The organism is Acinetobacter sp. M5A5_2a, from assembly GCF_053345265.1.
Map to the genome: position 1 here is coordinate 210,260 of NZ_JBKEZV010000002.1, position 15,682 is coordinate 225,941.

The window sequence follows — 15,682 nt, forward strand, 5'->3', positions numbered from 1 at the left end:
GAGTTTTTACTCTAAATAAATTGTTAAATTTCATATATTTACAGACTAGACAATTTTTAAACATCTATTAAGATAAGAGCTATATTTATGAGTTCATTTGGATGAACCTACGGTTGTAAAAAATAAAAATTACATACCGGAATAAATAGTCCCTGCCCCTACTTAGGTAAAATGCTGTGAATAAAAAATTAGAAGCTCTGTTCCAGGAAAAGGTACAAGATAAAGTCATTTTAGTGACAGGCGCCTCGAGTGGAATCGGATTAACGATTTCAAACAAACTTGCTGATGCTGGTGCTCATGTTTTACTTGTTGCCCGTACTCAAGAAACTTTGGAAGAAGTAAAAGCAGGTATTGAAAGTCGTGGCGGTAAGGCATCAATTTTCCCATGTGATCTCAACGATATGGATACGATTGATCAAGTATCTAAAGAAATTTTAGCTACGGTTGATCACATTGATATTTTAATTAATAACGCCGGTCGCTCTATTCGCCGTGCCGTACATGAGTCTTATGATCGTTTCCATGACTTTGAACGCACAATGCAGTTAAATTATTTTGGCGCAGTGCGCTTAGTTCTCAATATTTTGCCTCATATGATTCAACGTCAAGATGGGCAAATTATTAATATTAGCTCGATTGGTGTGTTAGCAAATGCGACTCGCTTCTCTGCCTATGTAGCATCTAAAGCTGCTCTTGATGCATTTAGCCGCTGCCTATCAGCTGAGGTTCATGCACATAAAATCGCGATTACTTCAATCTATATGCCGTTGGTTCGCACTCCAATGATTGCACCAACTAAAATTTATAAATACGTACCAACACTTTCACCTGAACAGGCTGCTGACTTAATTGCTTATGCAATTGTGAAACGTCCAAAACGTATGGCAACCAACTTAGGGCGTTTAGCTTCAATGACTTATTCGGTTGCGCCTGGTATCAACAATATGTTTATGTCGATTGGCTTCCGCTTATTCCCAAGTTCGGATGCAGCAAAAGGTGAAAAAGCTGAAAAACTGAATTGGGCACAAAAAGCGTATGCACGAATTTTCCCAGGCGAACACTGGTAATTTTCGGCTAAAAATATAATTTAGGATTTAAAAAGCGCCTCAAGTAAGGCGCTTTTTTTAACTAAAAATATTACCCATCCAGAAACTGAACATGGCCTGTTTTTACATCGTAAATTGCACCCACAACTGCAATCTCACCTCGCTCAACCATATCTTTTAAGACGTTACTCTGGTTAATGATGTATTGAATATTGTAGTGAACATTCATAGCAGTCACCTGATTGATAAAGGCTTTATTTAGATCACGTGGCTGCATAATGTCATATACACTATCAACCGAATGCATTAACGGCCCAAGCACATATTGAATATGTGGCATTTCCTTCACGTCAGCCACCTGCTTATGCTCTAAGCGTAATTGACAGGCGCTCGTAACCGCACCACAATCGGTATGCCCTAAGACTACAATCACTTTAGAGCCTTTAGCCTGACAAGCAAACTCAAGCGAGCCTAATACCTTTTGCCCAGCAATATTACCTGCAATTCGTAAGCTAAACAGATCACCGATACCCACATCAAAAATCATTTCGGTAGGTGCACGCGAGTCCATACAACCAAGCACTGCCGCGATCGGATGTTGCCCTTCATCTGCAGTAACACGAATTTGTCGATAAATATCTCGTTGAAGACGTTCATTTTTTACAAAACGTTCGTTCCCTTCTTTAAGTAAGTTTACGACCTGTTGGGGACTCAGCTTTTGTTGCAAATCATGTGTACTAATATCAATATCAAGTACCGCATCATCAACGTCTTGATAGTGCTGTTTGAACCCAACCAGTTTAAGATTTACTTGGCGTTTAATGGCCGTTTCACTTTGATAATCTTGAATAACCTGATAAATATCAGGATCGATCGAATCACATTGAGTTGCATCAATAATGAGTTGTTGATGTTTATGCACATGTTCCAATGCCGAAATAAGCGCAGAACGATTAAGAAAGGTGACTTGTGAAGGAAGCTCAATACGAGTCACTACGCCATGCAAACGCTTCTCTCTATAAACACGAATACCTTTATTAAAATTGCCATAGAGAATAAAAGCGCTACTGGTGAACAGACCAATTAAAATGCCCATTAAAAGATCGGTCTGCAAAATTGCAACTAAGGTAATAATAAAAGGTAAAAACTGTTTCCAGCCCTTTTGATAGAGCTGTTTAAATAGTTTTGGATGAGTAAGCTTAAATCCTGTCACGATTAATATCGCAGCCAATACTGACAAAGGAATCATGTTCATTAATGGTACAAAGAACAAAACTGCCAATAGCAATAATACGCCATGAATAATGGTAGAGCATTTACTACGTGCCCCTGTATTTGCATTCACCGAACTACGCACAATAACCGAGGTCACAGGCATTCCACCAATTAAGCCCGAAATAATATTACCTGTACCTTGTGCCCAGAGTTCACGGTTAGGAGGAGAAGAGCGTTTTTGAGGGTCGATTTTATCTGCCGCTTCCAGATTCAATAATGTTTCTAACGATGCCACGACAGCAAGCGTAATTGCTCCTGTGTAAATCATAGGCTCAGCTAAATAGCTAAAATTAGGGAAAATTAATACTTCTTCGGGTGCTTGCAATATATTCGGCAATTGAATGAGGTTATCAACTTGCACTGCCCAGGGTGAGCCAATACTCACCAAAATAAAATTTAAAACCGCTGCCAACACAACTGCAATCAGAGCAGAAGGTAAAGCTAGTTTTTTGAGTGGACTACTATCCCACGCTAAAATTAAGAATAAACTGAGCAAACCAATGAGTGCAGCTCCTCCATCAAAACGCTGAAGAAATGCATCTGGCGTTGAAGTCCAAACCTGTTTCCATGAAAAATCAGAAAGACCAAACAGATAAGGCAATTGTGTCGCAATCAGGATGACACCAATGGCCGCCAGTAATCCTAAAATGACATTATTTGGAATAAAGTTTGCAAAAAAGCCTAGCTTAAATAATCCAAAGAGAATTTGTAGAACACCTGCGAAAATAATACACAATAAAAAGGCGGCATAATTGCCGCCTAATTGTTCTAACTGTACAAGGATGACAGCAGTTAGTCCTGCTGCTGGTCCGGCTACACTGATGTGGGAACCACTCAGTAAACCAACAATAATACCACCAACAATACCAGCAATAATGCCAGAGATAATGGGAGCTCCTGAGGCTAAAGCGATACCCAAACACAGCGGTAATGCCACAAGAAATACGACAACTCCGGACAGGAGGTCTTTTAAATGAAATCTATTTTTCAGGTTTAAAACCGACATAAAACAACCATTTATAATATAAAGAAATAAGCAAAGTTGTACTATTACAGCCTGAAAGTGATTAATTGCTTCAAGGCTTGGTTGATGATGTCGGACAACTGAATATCGTTAAAGTTGAGTTATGCTATAACGTTGTATATTTGATTGTAGGTTTCACAACGTTTTTGTTGATCTTAAGATTCACCTCATCTTTACGACTGCTATTTTTTTCTTATTTGCTTTTATATAACTGTTAAAAAATAATTCTTAACCCATAAAAAAAGCCTCCGATTGGAGGCCTTTTTATCAATTAAAAACTCTTATTTAGAGCCTTTAATCCCTGCTTGTAGTAACAATGCACCTAAACCGCCGATCTTTTGTTCTTGTGGTTTATCTTGCTTGCTACGCTGAGGGCGTTCAGCTTGATCTTTACGCGGTTGAGGACGCTTAGCTTGAGGTTTACGCTCAAAACGCTGTTCTGTATTTTGCTCACGACGTGGTGGACGCGGCGCTTTAACAGGTGCAGAACCTTCAGCACGCATACTTAAGTTCACGCGGTTACGTTCAACATCAACCTGCATAACACGCACTTGTACAATCTGGCCCGGTTTTACAACTTTATGCGGATCAGATACAAATTCATTTGCTAATTCAGAAATATGAACTAAGCCATCCTGATGTACACCAATATCAACAAAGGCACCAAAGTTTGTGACATTAGTGATCACACCTTCAAGCTGCATACCTTCTGTCAATTGACCAACTTCAGTAATATCTTCACGGAATTTAGCAGTACGGAACTCTGGACGTGGGTCACGACCCGGTTTTTCAAGTTCAGCTAAAACGTCTTGAATTGTTGGTAAACCAAATTTGTCATCAACAAATTCATCAGCTTTTACTTGGCGAATGATTTCGGTATTACCGATGATGTCTTTAACAGTTGTTGCTTTTGCTGCAACAATTTTCTCAACAAGACCATAACTTTCAGGGTGAACTGAAGAAGCATCTAAAGGTTCAGAACCATTTTGAATACGTAAGAAACCAGCTGCCTGCTCAAAAGTACGCTCACCTAAACGTGGTACGCTTTTCAACGCTTGACGGTTGTCAAAACGACCATGCTCTTTGCGGTATTCAACAATTTGTTGAGCAATTGCTTTGTTTAAACCTGCGATATAAGCCAAGATTGCTGGTGAAGCGGTATTTACATCAACGCCTACAGCATTCACACAGTCTTCTACCACTGCATCAAGTGTTTTTGCCAAACCAGTCTGGTTCACATCGTGTTGATATTGGCCCACACCAATTGATTTCGGATCAATCTTAACAAGTTCAGCAAGTGGATCTTGTAAACGGCGAGCAATAGAAACTGCACCACGAATTGAAACGTCAAGTTCTGGAAGTTCTGCCGATGCAAGTTCACTTGCAGAGTAAACAGATGCACCCGCTTCACTTACAGTGATTCGTGTTAAATTCAAATCAGTATTCGCAGCCATCATTTCAGCAACAACAGCTTCTGTTTCACGGCTAGCTGTACCATTACCAATTGCAATGAGCTCTACATTATATTCACGGCATAGACGCGTAAGTTCAGCAATTGAGCCTTCTTTATCTTCTTTTGGAGCAAATGGATAAATCGTGCTGTGAGCAAGTACATCACCTGCATCGCTGATTACTGCCAGTTTCACACCTGTACGAATACCAGGGTCAACACCCAAAGTCGTACGGCTACCAGCTGGCGCTGACAATAATAAATGACGAAGATTTTCAGCAAATACCTGCATTGCCTCTGCTTCGGCAGTAAGACGTTTTTCTGTCAGCAATGAATGTTCGATTTGAGGACGAATCTTACCTAACCAGAATAATTTTGCAGTTTGCTTTAAGAAATCTTGACGTGCTTGAGGTTGAATTTGCTCAAGGTTGTATTCAGTTTCAATAAGCGCCAATGGTGCATCATCTTCACCATCTACTTTCAAACCCAATACGTTTTCTTGACGACCACGTAACATCGCCAATAAACGATGAGAAGGTAATTTGTTTAGACCTTCAGAGAATTCAAAGTAGTCACGGAATTTTTTACCAACTTCTTTCTTTTCTTCAGATGCAACCGCACTTTTTAAAACGGCACTTTTTGCAAAAGTTGTTTTTAATTCTGTAGTAAGTGAAATATTTTGCGCCCAGTCATCAATCAGAATGTGCTGAATCGCATCTAACTGACTTTCAACATCTGGGTAGTCTTCGTGACTAAAACCAGCTAATGCTTCTGTCGGGTCAACTTGTTCTGCAATAATTTTTTCAGCAATTGGTCCTAAACCTGCTTCTTTTGCTTTAAAAGATTTACTTGTACGCTTAGGGCGATACGGTGCATAAATTTCTTCTAAAGCATTTTTTGTTTCGGCTGCATTCACCCGCGCCAACAAGTCATCACTCAATTTATTCTGTTCTTGCAATGACTGAATAACCTTTTCACGGCGCTCATATAAATCACGTAAATACGCTAAACGAGTATCTAATTGGCGTAACTGCGTATCATCTAAACCTTGTGTTACTTCTTTACGGTAACGGGCAATAAATGGAACACTGGCACCTTCATCAATTAAGCGGATGGCAGCTTCTACTTGGTTTGGACGTACGGCAAGCTCACTTGCCAACTGCTGAACTAAGTCAGTCATCGTGTTTGATCCCACAAGGATAAAGTTTAAAAGCACTGATTATAAAGACCAAGCCCATAAAATCCACACTTGTTTGCGTATTCAAAACGTTTTTTTGTATTGACTCTGAATATTTATAGTTTTTACGACTACTAGAGCACATAAAAACAGGAGTTCAAGTATGAAAAAGTTGAGGCTGAGCTCTGTTTTTTAATCTTTATAAAATATAAACGTAGGCCTTGTGTCATGAAAGTAACAAAATTTTATTATAAATTATGAGAAAATGATCATATTGATACATTCCTCAAAAGCTAAAAACATAGTGATTCAACAAGGTTTTATTCGTCCAATCTTTTAACCAACCCAACCATCTGCTTACTTCAACAATTAAAAGCTTTATAACAACCAAGTTAGTTTACCTAAAATAACTTATTTGAAACAATTAGTTATTACTATTTAATTATTAAAAATTTATCAAATATTTAAGTATTTGTTTTTTTAGATCAGTCTTTGCTAAATTATGGGCTTAAGATGTTGTTTTTTGGTTTCAAACCACCTTGAAAATTGTAATTTTGAGCAAATTGATACATAGTCTTAACGAGAACATCAGCATTATACTGAGGGCTTGCTGGCAATAAGCCTGACCGACCCAATAATATATAAATTATGACTTTAAAAGGGAGTACATCATGAGTTTAGTTGTACCTGCTGAACATCCTGAAACCGTACACAACGAAACGGATCGTGTCGAACGTATTTTAGTGGTCGATGACGATGTGCGTTTACGTACCCTCTTGCAACGTTTTTTGGAAGATAAAGGCTTTGTTGTAAAAACTGCCCACGATGCTTCGCAAATGGACCGTTTATTACAACGTGAGTTATTTTCACTTATCGTACTCGACTTTATGTTGCCAGTTGAAGATGGTTTGAGTATTTGCCGTCGTTTACGCCAATCAAATATTGATACACCTATTATCATGTTAACAGCGCGTGGTAGCGATTCAGACCGTATTGCAGGTCTGGAAGCTGGTGCAGACGATTACTTGCCAAAACCATTTAACCCAAATGAACTTTTAGCCCGTATCCGTGCTGTATTGCGTCGCCAAGTTCGTGAAGTTCCCGGTGCTCCAAGCCAACAAGTTGAAGTTGTGAGCTTTGGACCATGGTCTTTAGACTTGTCTACCCGCACGCTGACACGCGAAGGACAAATCGTTACCTTAACAACTGGCGAATTTGCAGTATTAAAAGCCTTGGTACAACACCCACGTGAACCATTAACGCGCGACAAACTCATGAACTTGGCTCGTGGTCGTGAATGGGGTGCAATGGAACGTTCAATTGACGTTCAGGTCTCTCGTCTACGTCGTTTAATTGAAGATAATCCTGCACGTGCACGTTATATCCAAACTGTATGGGGCGTGGGTTATGTATTTGTTCCAGATGGTGCGGAATAAGCTTGAGATAATATAGAGTGAGTTTAGAACCAATCGCGCCACAAAACTTTACTGACTACACCACCTACTCTGAACGGAAACGAACTCGGTGGGAACGTTTTCTCGACAAAATTAAGCCACGCTCTGCTGCCATGCGTACCACAATTCTGGTACTGCTGGTGGTGTTTTTTAGCTTGTTTATGTCGTTATGGTTCTTTTGGCGCACTCTTTATTTACCTGAAATTCAACAACATGCCCGTTATCTAGCAGTTGAACTTGAACTCGTCAACAATCCAGATATACGAATTTTTCATCGTGACAACGAAGTTGATGTTGATGCGTGGTTACGTAATCGTGTTGGTATTGAATACGTTACCAACCCCAAAGAATATCCAAGCGTCCGCGATAAAGTTATTGCTGAGTTTTTTACCAATCAGATCGAACAAAAACTGGCAAATGAGATTGGGACGAAGGATGTTACGGTTTACTTCCAGTTTAAGCCTAGCCCACGCATCTGGATTCAAACACCTGAAATGCACGGGAACTGGGTCCGTGAGCCTTTAAAAACCTATGCCAATTATAGCCCTGAGCTATTAATTGGTTGGATCGTTGGTGTTCCATTACTTTCAGCTATTATTATTCTGATTTTAGTTAGGCAGATGAACCGCCCTTTACGTCGTTTGCAAAATGCTGCCAATGAATATAGTAAGGCTGGAACAGCTCCCTATTTAGATACCAATCATGGTCCCTTAGAAATTCGTCAGGTGAACCAAGCCTTTAATCGCATGGTTTATACGCTTGATCAAACTGAGCGTGAACGACGTATTATGCTGGCCGGCATTTCACATGATCTAAGGACTCCTCTTACACGTATTCGCTTAACGGCGGAAATGTTACCTGATGAGTTTTTACGTGAAGGTCTGGTCTATGACGTAGATGATATGGATGCGATTCTTAATCAGTTCATTTCCTATATGCGTGATGGCTCTGATGAAGAATTGAAAGACACCAATATCAATATGCTTTTGCAAGAACTTGTTATCCAGTTTAAGCCACTTGATATTCACTTCGAGATGCAGGATGTGCCAATTATTCCGGCACGTAGTCTTTCTTTAAAGCGACTTATTGCCAACCTGATTAACAATGCAAAACGCTATGGTGCCGAACCGATAGAACTCAGTGCAAAAGTTGAAAATGAACATATTTTAATTACTGTTGCCGATCATGGTGAAGGTATTCCAGCAGATCAAATAGAAGAGTTAATGCAACCTTTTGTTAGAGGAAACTCGGCAAGAACAGTTCAAGGAAGCGGTCTGGGCCTTGCGATTGTCAAACGTATTGTTGATATTCATCATGGTGAAATTCAAATTCATAACCGTGAACAAGGCGGTTTAGAAGTTATTATTTCTTTACCTATCCCGAAACCAAGCACTGAAGAAAACAGCTCGATCAATCCATTAGAAAAAATAAAACAAACTTTGAGTGAGCGCTTTTAATTTAACCAGTTAGTTGTTAGAAGCCTCATTTTAAAGACAAATAAAATAATTAAAAATCAATAAAATAAAAACCATAAATATATTTTATACCACCATTTATTTACAAAATTAGACCTTAGCCTAACACCTATGCACTTTTCAATTTTTCATAGCTAAAATCCCCTATGTTTTGACAATTCTGAGGATGTCCAATGTCTTTAAGTCGTATTCGCCTAGCTTCTCTTCATGACAAGGTCATCAGTGCTGAACAAGCTGCACAATTCATCGAAGATGGAATGACCGTAGGTATGAGTGGTTTTACTCGTGCTGGTGAAGCTAAAGCTGTTCCACAAGCACTTGTAGAACTTGCAAAGAAAAATCCGTTAAAAATCACGTTAATTACGGGTGCCAGCTTAGGTAACGACTTAGACAAACAACTCACGGAAGCAGGTGTTTTATCTCGTCGTATGCCATTCCAAGTGGACAACACTTTACGTCGTGCCATTAACAATGGCGAAGTTATGTTTATTGACCAACATTTGTCTGAAACTGTTGAGCAAATGCGTAACCAACAGCTTAAACGTCCGGATGTTGCAGTGATTGAAGCAATTGCAATTACTGAAGATGGCGGCATTATTCCAACGACTTCTGTTGGCAACTCTGCAAGTTTTGCTATTTTTGCCGAGAAAGTTATTGTTGAAATCAACACGTCTTTAAGCGAAAGCTTTGAAGGTTTGCACGATATCTACATTCCAACCTATCGTCCAACACGTACTCCAATTCCATTAACAAAAGTGGATGAGCGCATTGGTACATCAGCAATCCAAATCGATCCTGCAAAGATTGTTGGTATTGTATTTAACGATACGCATGACTCACCATCAACGGTAACTCCGCCAGATGATGAAACTCAAGGCATTGCAAACCACCTGATCGCTTTCTTTAACAAAGAAGTTGCTGAAGGTCGCTTACCAAAAAGCCTTGGCCCATTACAAGCAGGCATCGGTTCTATTGCCAATGCTGTATTAACTGGCTTAAAAGATTCTGACTTTGAAGACCTCATCATGTACTCAGAAGTATTACAAGACTGTACTTTTGAATTAATTGATGCAGGCAAGATGAAATTTGCTTCTGGTAGCTCAATTACACTTTCTGCAAAATGTGGCGAAAAAGTTTTTGGCAATATTGAAGCTTACAAAGACAAATTAGTACTTCGTCCACAAGAAATTTCTAACCACCCTGAACTGGTTCGCCGTTTAGGTATTATCGGCATTAATACTGCACTTGAGTTTGATATTTACGGTAACGTGAACTCGACTCACGTGTGCGGTACTAAAATGATGAATGGTATTGGTGGTTCAGGTGACTTTGCTCGTAACGCTCACTTGGCGATCTTTGTGACCAAATCAATTGCTAAAGGCGGCGATATCTCTTCTATCGTGCCAATGGTGAGCCACGTTGACCACAGTGAACACGATGTTGATATTTTAGTGACAGAGCAAGGTTTAGCAGACTTACGCGGTTTAGCACCTCGTGAACGTGCTCGCGTTGTTATCGACAACTGTGTACATCCACTTTACCGTGATGCATTAAATGATTACTTTGATCGTGCATGTGCTAAAGGTGGACATACACCTCATTTACTTCGTGAAGCATTGTCTTGGCATGCAAACTTCGAAGAAACAGGTCAAATGCTTCAAGCAGCACCAGTTGCAAAATCAGCTTAAATAACTGTTTTAATTCAAGCACTCCTAAGGGGGTGCTTTTTTATTTGTTTAAATTTTTCATAAAATACTGCTCAAGCCTGAATTTTTATTTTATCTTTTCAGCACATCAAAACAAAAAGTAGAAATCTATATGTTTATTATTCGTCAATTTACAAATGCGGATCTGGAAGATGTCGTTATTTTATGGGAAAGCTGCGGCCTGACTCGTCCTTGGAATAATCCTGAAACCGATATTTTCAGAAAAGTCTCACAACAAGATGATTTATTTTTGGTTGCTATTAAAGATGAGCAACTCATTGGCACGCTTATGGGCGGCTACGACGGCCATAGAGGCTGGATTAATTATTTGGCTGTTCACCCCCACCAACAACGCTTAGGAATAGCTACAGCGCTCGTTCAGCAGCTTGAAAAGCGACTGATTGCTCGGGGCTGCCCAAAACTACAATTATTGGTGCGTAAAGATAACCTAAATGTACTGAATTTTTATGAACAGCTCGGCTATGACGAAGTAGAAGCGGTATGTTTAGGGAAACGTCTAATTAACGATAGCCCACATGATTAGAGCCTTACTTATTATAGCTTTGACTCAATAAGAAAAATAATCAGAACGTGGGGATAAGTGACAGTGCTTGTGGATAAATCTCATTTTACCCACAAGTAAGAAAATGATTTGTTCAGATAAAACAATAGGCATGAAAAAAGCCTCATACGTTATGTATGAGGCTTTTTCGAATATGGTGGCGAGACCCAGGATCGAACTGGGGACACACGGATTTTCAATCCGTTGCTCTACCTACTGAGCTATCACGCCGATGGCCTGTATTAAGCCGTATCTCAGAACAATAGTCAACTATTATCCTGAGTTTTTGATTTAAATGAGTATTTTTTATACTCAAAAAAAATCCCTGATGGGATCAGGGATTGAAAACACATATAATGGTGGCGAGACCCAGGATCGAACTGGGGACACACGGATTTTCAATCCGTTGCTCTACCTACTGAGCTATCACGCCGAAGTGGGCGTATTAAACAATGTTTATATGATCACGTCAAGCAACTTCCGTGTTTTTTGTAACAAGTGATTATTTTTAAATCACCATCACATACGAACTGGACTTTTAATGGTGTAATTTACCAATATGAGCCAAACAGCGATGAATAGCACCACAACCCGGCTCAAAAATTTTCACGCCTTTTGACTCTTCTATACGACAAGCTTCTTCAACTAAGCGCTCTGCTACCCCACGACCACGGTTGGCAGGGTGCACAACAATATATTCAAGAACCTTGCTTTCACCTTGTCCTGAAGACCACATTGCCCCTATAATTTTGGTGTTAAATTCGGCAGTGTATAGCGTGGTATACTGTTGTAAATCTTGTTCAAGTTGTTCAATCGCATCGTGCCCGTCACCAAACTCCGGACTTGTATCATACAGTCGCTCAAGCTGATCGCGAATCTCTGAATTATCTAGAGAACTATAAGCATGTACGGTAATAGGCATTGATTAACCCTCCTGAGCAAACTATGATGCTGTCACGAATTCGTCACAGCGAAATTATCGTTACATCCAATCATTTTTGACGTTTTTTTGAGGAACGTGTCCATGACGCAACGTATCAGTGAAGTGGTTAGAAATACCAATGAAACCAAAATTCGAGTTCGATTAAATCTCGACGGTACTGGTCAAGGCACACTAAACACTGGAGTTCCATTTTTAGACCATATGATTGATCAAATCAAGCGACATGGCTTATTTGATATCGATATTCATTGTGACGGAGACCTCGATATTGACGATCACCACACCGTAGAAGACTGTGGAATCACGCTTGGACAAGCTTTTGCACAAGCTTTAGGCGATAAAAAAGGTTTAAAACGCTATGGTCATTTTTATGCACCATTAGACGAAGCTTTGTCTCGTGTTGTTGTAGATTTATCTGGTCGTCCGGGTTTATTTATGGATATTCCATTTACCCGCGCACGTATCGGTACGTTTGATGTCGATTTATTTTCTGAGTTTTTCCAAGGTTTCGTAAACCATGCGCTTATGACCTTACACATCGATAATTTGAAAGGTAAAAATAGCCACCATCAAATTGAAAGTGTCTTCAAAGCGCTAGCTCGTGCTTTACGTATGGCATGTGAAGTTGATCCACGTGCAGAAAACACGATTGCATCGACAAAAGGTAGCCTCTAATGACACGTATCGCGTTACTTGATTATGGCATGGGCAATCTACACTCAGCAGCTAAAGCACTTGAGTATGTGGGCGCTACAGTCGATGTGACCAATGATCCAAAATTAATTGCACAAGCCGACAAAATTGTTTTCCCAGGTGTTGGCGCAATGCGCGACTGTATGCAAGGTATGCGTGAAGCAGGCATTGATGAAGTCGTACGTAAAGCTGCTTTTAATAAGCCAGTTCTTGCGATTTGTGTGGGCATGCAAGCATTACTACAAAGTTCTGAAGAAAATGGCGGTGTAGACGCTCTAGGTATTTTTGACGGCGTAGTAAAACACTTCCCTCAAATGGAAGGGTTAAAAGTGCCTCATATGGGTTGGAATCAGGTTCACCAATTGGACCCAAGCCACCCTATGTGGAACAACATCGAACAAGATGCACGTTTCTACTTTGTACATAGTTATTATGTCGAGCCAAAAGATGAAAGCGTTGTGGCTGCGACCTGTGACTATGGCGTGAACTTCTGCACAGCAATTCACAAAGATAATTTATTCGCGACTCAATTCCACCCAGAGAAAAGTCATACTGCTGGTTTGCAGTTACTTAAAAACTTTGTGGAATGGAATATTTAATCTCATTTAAAACTGAAAAAGATCAGGTCTAGATGGCCTGATCTTTTTTTTATTTATAATAATAACCAATCACTTATAAAATGATATTTTATTCAATAAAATATTGAATATTTATACTTTTAAATAAAACCAAATGATCAGGAAAACAAAATGAATTCACCTTTCGAAAATCAGCCACTTCAACAAGATTCCCCCTTTAAAGCTAGTGGTCGTTTTGGACGACTCTCTTATGCTGCTTGGTTAATGATTTACGCTATTATTTTTACTAGTGCTTTTGCAGTGATTGGTATGTCTGCTGGTCTGGTAGCTGAACCCAGCAGTAATGTACCTGTCACGGTTGGGTTCATTTTATTATTTGTTTTTTATATCGCATATTTCTATTCTACTTTTATACTTATGATTCGTCGTTTACATGATCGAAATCATAGTGGTTGGCTGTCACTACTTCTACTCGTACCCTTGGTAAATATTGGCCTTATGATTTATCTTTTTGCAGCTAAAGGTGATGAAGGTACTAACGACTACGGTCCAGCACGGGCAACGCCAAGTTGGGAGCGTATATTGGGTTGGATTTATATTGTCATTATTCCAATCCTCTTTATTGTTGGCATTATTGCAATAGCAGTCCCAAGCTATCAAACTTACATTGAAAAAAGTCAACAAATTAAAATTAGCTCAACAACCCAACCATAAACATTGTTAAATCATTGATAAAGCCTAGTTCTCTAGGCTTTATTCCTATATAAAGCTAATAGCTCAATTCATTTGTATGCTGTTAAATATGTCCGAAGCCTCTCCCCTCCTTAATAAAGCCTCTATTCAGCAGCTTCCTCCTTTTGAAAATCTTAATCATCAAAATATTGTGGTCATTGAAAATATTGAGCAATGCAAAAGTATCGGAGAGGAATTAAAAGTCGTTAGTATTTTTGGCTTTGATTCAGAATCTAAACCGACTTTTCGAGTAGGCGAAGTCTCAACAGGTCCACATCTGATTCAGCTTGCCACAGTAAAAAAAGCATATTTGTTTCATGTAAATTCATTCACTTTAAAATTTTTACAGCCTATTTTATCTAACCCCAAACAAATTAAAGTCGGTTTTGGCCTAAAAAACGATAAGCATATTTTTCATAAAAAAGGGATTGAACTCGAAGGTTGTGTCGACCTCGCAAAAGGCTTTAGCCATTTTGGTTTTAAACAGCAAATGGGGATACAAAAAGCAGTTGCGCTGTTATTTGAGCAATATCTTGCAAAGTCGAAAAAAGTCGGAACATCAAACTGGGCACGAAAGCCGCTTAGCTCTCAGCAAATCAGTTACGCTGCTGCCGATGCATATGCTGCTTTATTGGTATTTCAAGAGCTCAGAAAACAAAAACTATTACCCGCTCACATTTCTCAAACTATTCAAACCGCACTTCAAGCGTAAAGTTATAAAAGTCTTTTCTAAGGCTTAGCGATTGATCAATACTTTGCTAAGATGTGCAAAATTTCATAATCATGATGAAGCAAGGAGCGGAAGCATGCTAATCATTCCTGCAATTGACCTGAAAGATGGTAAATGTGTGCGTTTAAAACAAGGGCGTATGGAAGACGATACAGTTTTCTCTGACGATCCAGTTGCAACTGCCCAGCATTGGGTAAATGAAGGCGCACGTCGTTTGCATTTGGTCGATTTGAATGGCGCTTTCGCAGGCACTCCAATTCATAAACCTATTGTTGAAGCAATTGCTAAAGCTCAGCCAGAATTACCAATTCAAATTGGTGGTGGTATTCGCTCTTTAGAAACAATTGAGCACTATTTAGAAGCTGGCGTGACTTTTGTCATTATCGGCACTAAAGCTGTTCAAGAGCCTGAATTTGTAGAAGAAGCTTGTAAACGCTTTGCAGGCCACATCATTGTTGGTATTGATGCCATGAATGGTATGGTTGCAACTGACGGTTGGGCTAATGTAACTGACGTTAAAGCAACTGATTTAGCAAAACGTTTTGCAGATGCAGGCGTATCTAGCATTGTTTACACAGACATTGCTCGCGATGGCATGATGCAAGGTGTAAACGTTGAGCAGACTGTAAACTTGGCTCAATACTCAGGCTTACCAGTAATTGCTTCTGGTGGCGTAACTAACCTTGATGACGTTCGCAACTTAATAGGCCAACCAGGCATTTTAGGTGCGATTACAGGCCGTGCAATTTATGAAGGCACACTGAGCCTTCGTGAAGCTCAGCTTTTATTAGATGAAAACCGTCTTTAATTTTTAAGATGTAAAAAAAGAGCCGCTTT

At 39.6% G+C, this 15,682-nt stretch carries 13 protein-coding genes, 2 tRNA genes and 1 pseudogene; 11 read left to right on the forward strand and 5 right to left on the reverse strand.

Annotated elements, in window-relative coordinates; genetic code table 11:
• Positions 1–176: 176 nt before the first annotated feature.
• Entirely contained in the window at positions 177–1,067 is an 891-nt protein-coding gene (locus tag ACLBWE_RS03340; RefSeq protein WP_045433483.1) for an SDR family NAD(P)-dependent oxidoreductase, read from the forward strand.
• A 70-nt stretch (positions 1,068–1,137) separates the two neighbouring features.
• Here the strand turns inward: ACLBWE_RS03340 and ACLBWE_RS03345 are convergent, their stop codons facing one another.
• Complete coding sequence (locus tag ACLBWE_RS03345; RefSeq protein WP_447601170.1) at positions 1,138–3,327, reverse strand: solute carrier family 23 protein; 2,190 nt, start codon at positions 3,325–3,327, stop codon at positions 1,138–1,140.
• 299 nt (positions 3,328–3,626) lie between these two features.
• The gene (locus ACLBWE_RS03350) at positions 3,627–5,975 is read right to left on the reverse strand and encodes a Tex family protein (RefSeq protein WP_446090853.1); all 2,349 of its coding nucleotides are present in this window, start codon (positions 5,973–5,975) and stop codon (positions 3,627–3,629) included.
• Between the two features lie 668 nt (positions 5,976–6,643).
• On the opposite strand from ACLBWE_RS03350, the gene ompR reads away from it, so the two are divergent.
• From ompR to ACLBWE_RS03375, 5 genes and pseudogenes are all read left to right on the forward strand, one after another.
• Positions 6,644–7,408 (forward strand): osmolarity response regulator transcription factor OmpR, encoded by a 765-nt coding sequence (ompR, locus tag ACLBWE_RS03355; protein ID WP_000060753.1) that lies wholly within the window; start codon positions 6,644–6,646, stop codon positions 7,406–7,408.
• Positions 7,409–7,425: 17 nt separating this feature from the next.
• On the forward strand, positions 7,426–8,883 hold the full coding sequence (locus ACLBWE_RS03360; protein WP_092708218.1) for an ATP-binding protein: 1,458 nt from the start codon (positions 7,426–7,428) through the stop codon (positions 8,881–8,883).
• Positions 8,884–8,910: 27 nt separating this feature from the next.
• Positions 8,911–9,039 (forward strand): annotated as a pseudogene (locus ACLBWE_RS03365) (hypothetical protein).
• Positions 9,040–9,074: 35 nt separating this feature from the next.
• Positions 9,075–10,589: an acetyl-CoA hydrolase/transferase family protein gene (locus tag ACLBWE_RS03370; RefSeq protein WP_003653872.1), complete on the forward strand. Its 1,515-nt coding sequence runs from the start codon at positions 9,075–9,077 to the stop codon at positions 10,587–10,589.
• A gap of 130 nt (positions 10,590–10,719) precedes the next feature.
• Positions 10,720–11,151, forward strand: coding sequence for a GNAT family acetyltransferase (locus ACLBWE_RS03375; protein ID WP_003653874.1), 432 nt, complete (start codon positions 10,720–10,722; stop codon positions 11,149–11,151).
• 173 nt (positions 11,152–11,324) lie between these two features.
• On the opposite strand, the gene ACLBWE_RS03380 is transcribed toward ACLBWE_RS03375, so the two are convergent.
• From ACLBWE_RS03380 to ACLBWE_RS03390, 3 genes are all read right to left on the reverse strand, one after another.
• Positions 11,325–11,400: transfer RNA gene (locus ACLBWE_RS03380), tRNA-Phe, on the reverse strand.
• A gap of 126 nt (positions 11,401–11,526) precedes the next feature.
• Positions 11,527–11,602 (reverse strand) — tRNA-Phe (locus tag ACLBWE_RS03385).
• A 105-nt stretch (positions 11,603–11,707) separates the two neighbouring features.
• Positions 11,708–12,091 carry a GNAT family N-acetyltransferase gene (locus tag ACLBWE_RS03390; RefSeq protein WP_003653877.1) on the reverse strand — a complete coding sequence of 128 codons (384 nt, stop codon included), beginning with the start codon at positions 12,089–12,091 and terminating at the stop codon, positions 11,708–11,710.
• Positions 12,092–12,193: 102 nt separating this feature from the next.
• Between ACLBWE_RS03390 and hisB the strand changes: the two genes are divergently transcribed.
• The 5 genes from hisB to hisA all read left to right on the forward strand — a co-directional run bounded on the left by hisB (position 12,194) and on the right by hisA (position 15,653).
• Positions 12,194–12,787 carry an imidazoleglycerol-phosphate dehydratase HisB gene (gene hisB / locus ACLBWE_RS03395; protein WP_004639787.1) on the forward strand — a complete coding sequence of 198 codons (594 nt, stop codon included), beginning with the start codon at positions 12,194–12,196 and terminating at the stop codon, positions 12,785–12,787.
• On the forward strand, positions 12,787–13,404 hold the full coding sequence (hisH, locus tag ACLBWE_RS03400) for an imidazole glycerol phosphate synthase subunit HisH (protein ID WP_003653881.1): 618 nt from the start codon (positions 12,787–12,789) through the stop codon (positions 13,402–13,404). The genes hisB and hisH overlap by 1 nt, the downstream gene beginning before the upstream one ends.
• A gap of 150 nt (positions 13,405–13,554) precedes the next feature.
• Positions 13,555–14,097 (forward strand): DUF805 domain-containing protein, encoded by a 543-nt coding sequence (locus ACLBWE_RS03405; protein WP_348948635.1) that lies wholly within the window; start codon positions 13,555–13,557, stop codon positions 14,095–14,097.
• A gap of 88 nt (positions 14,098–14,185) precedes the next feature.
• Positions 14,186–14,827: a 3'-5' exonuclease gene (locus ACLBWE_RS03410; RefSeq protein WP_447601179.1), complete on the forward strand. Its 642-nt coding sequence runs from the start codon at positions 14,186–14,188 to the stop codon at positions 14,825–14,827.
• 94 nt (positions 14,828–14,921) lie between these two features.
• Positions 14,922–15,653 (forward strand): 1-(5-phosphoribosyl)-5-[(5-phosphoribosylamino)methylideneamino]imidazole-4-carboxamide isomerase, encoded by a 732-nt coding sequence (hisA, locus tag ACLBWE_RS03415; protein WP_004639792.1) that lies wholly within the window; start codon positions 14,922–14,924, stop codon positions 15,651–15,653.
• Positions 15,654–15,682: the final 29 nt, after the last annotated feature.

What these genes read in the sequence shown, in the direction of transcription:
- ACLBWE_RS03405 (WP_348948635.1), top strand. Translation starts at nt 13,555, where the DNA reads ATGAATTCACCTTTCGAAAATCAGCCACTTCAACAAGATTCCCCCTTT.
- ACLBWE_RS03390 (WP_003653877.1), bottom strand. Translation starts at nt 12,091, where the DNA reads ATGCCTATTACCGTACATGCTTATAGTTCTCTAGATAATTCAGAGATT.
- ACLBWE_RS03370 (WP_003653872.1), top strand. Translation starts at nt 9,075, where the DNA reads ATGTCTTTAAGTCGTATTCGCCTAGCTTCTCTTCATGACAAGGTCATC.
- hisH (WP_003653881.1), top strand. Translation starts at nt 12,787, where the DNA reads ATGACACGTATCGCGTTACTTGATTATGGCATGGGCAATCTACACTCA.
- hisB (WP_004639787.1), top strand. Translation starts at nt 12,194, where the DNA reads ATGACGCAACGTATCAGTGAAGTGGTTAGAAATACCAATGAAACCAAA.
- hisA (WP_004639792.1), top strand. Translation starts at nt 14,922, where the DNA reads ATGCTAATCATTCCTGCAATTGACCTGAAAGATGGTAAATGTGTGCGT.
- ACLBWE_RS03345 (WP_447601170.1), bottom strand. Translation starts at nt 3,327, where the DNA reads ATGTCGGTTTTAAACCTGAAAAATAGATTTCATTTAAAAGACCTCCTG.
- ACLBWE_RS03350 (WP_446090853.1), bottom strand. Translation starts at nt 5,975, where the DNA reads ATGACTGACTTAGTTCAGCAGTTGGCAAGTGAGCTTGCCGTACGTCCA.
- ACLBWE_RS03410 (WP_447601179.1), top strand. Translation starts at nt 14,186, where the DNA reads ATGTCCGAAGCCTCTCCCCTCCTTAATAAAGCCTCTATTCAGCAGCTT.
- ompR (WP_000060753.1), top strand. Translation starts at nt 6,644, where the DNA reads ATGAGTTTAGTTGTACCTGCTGAACATCCTGAAACCGTACACAACGAA.
- ACLBWE_RS03375 (WP_003653874.1), top strand. Translation starts at nt 10,720, where the DNA reads ATGTTTATTATTCGTCAATTTACAAATGCGGATCTGGAAGATGTCGTT.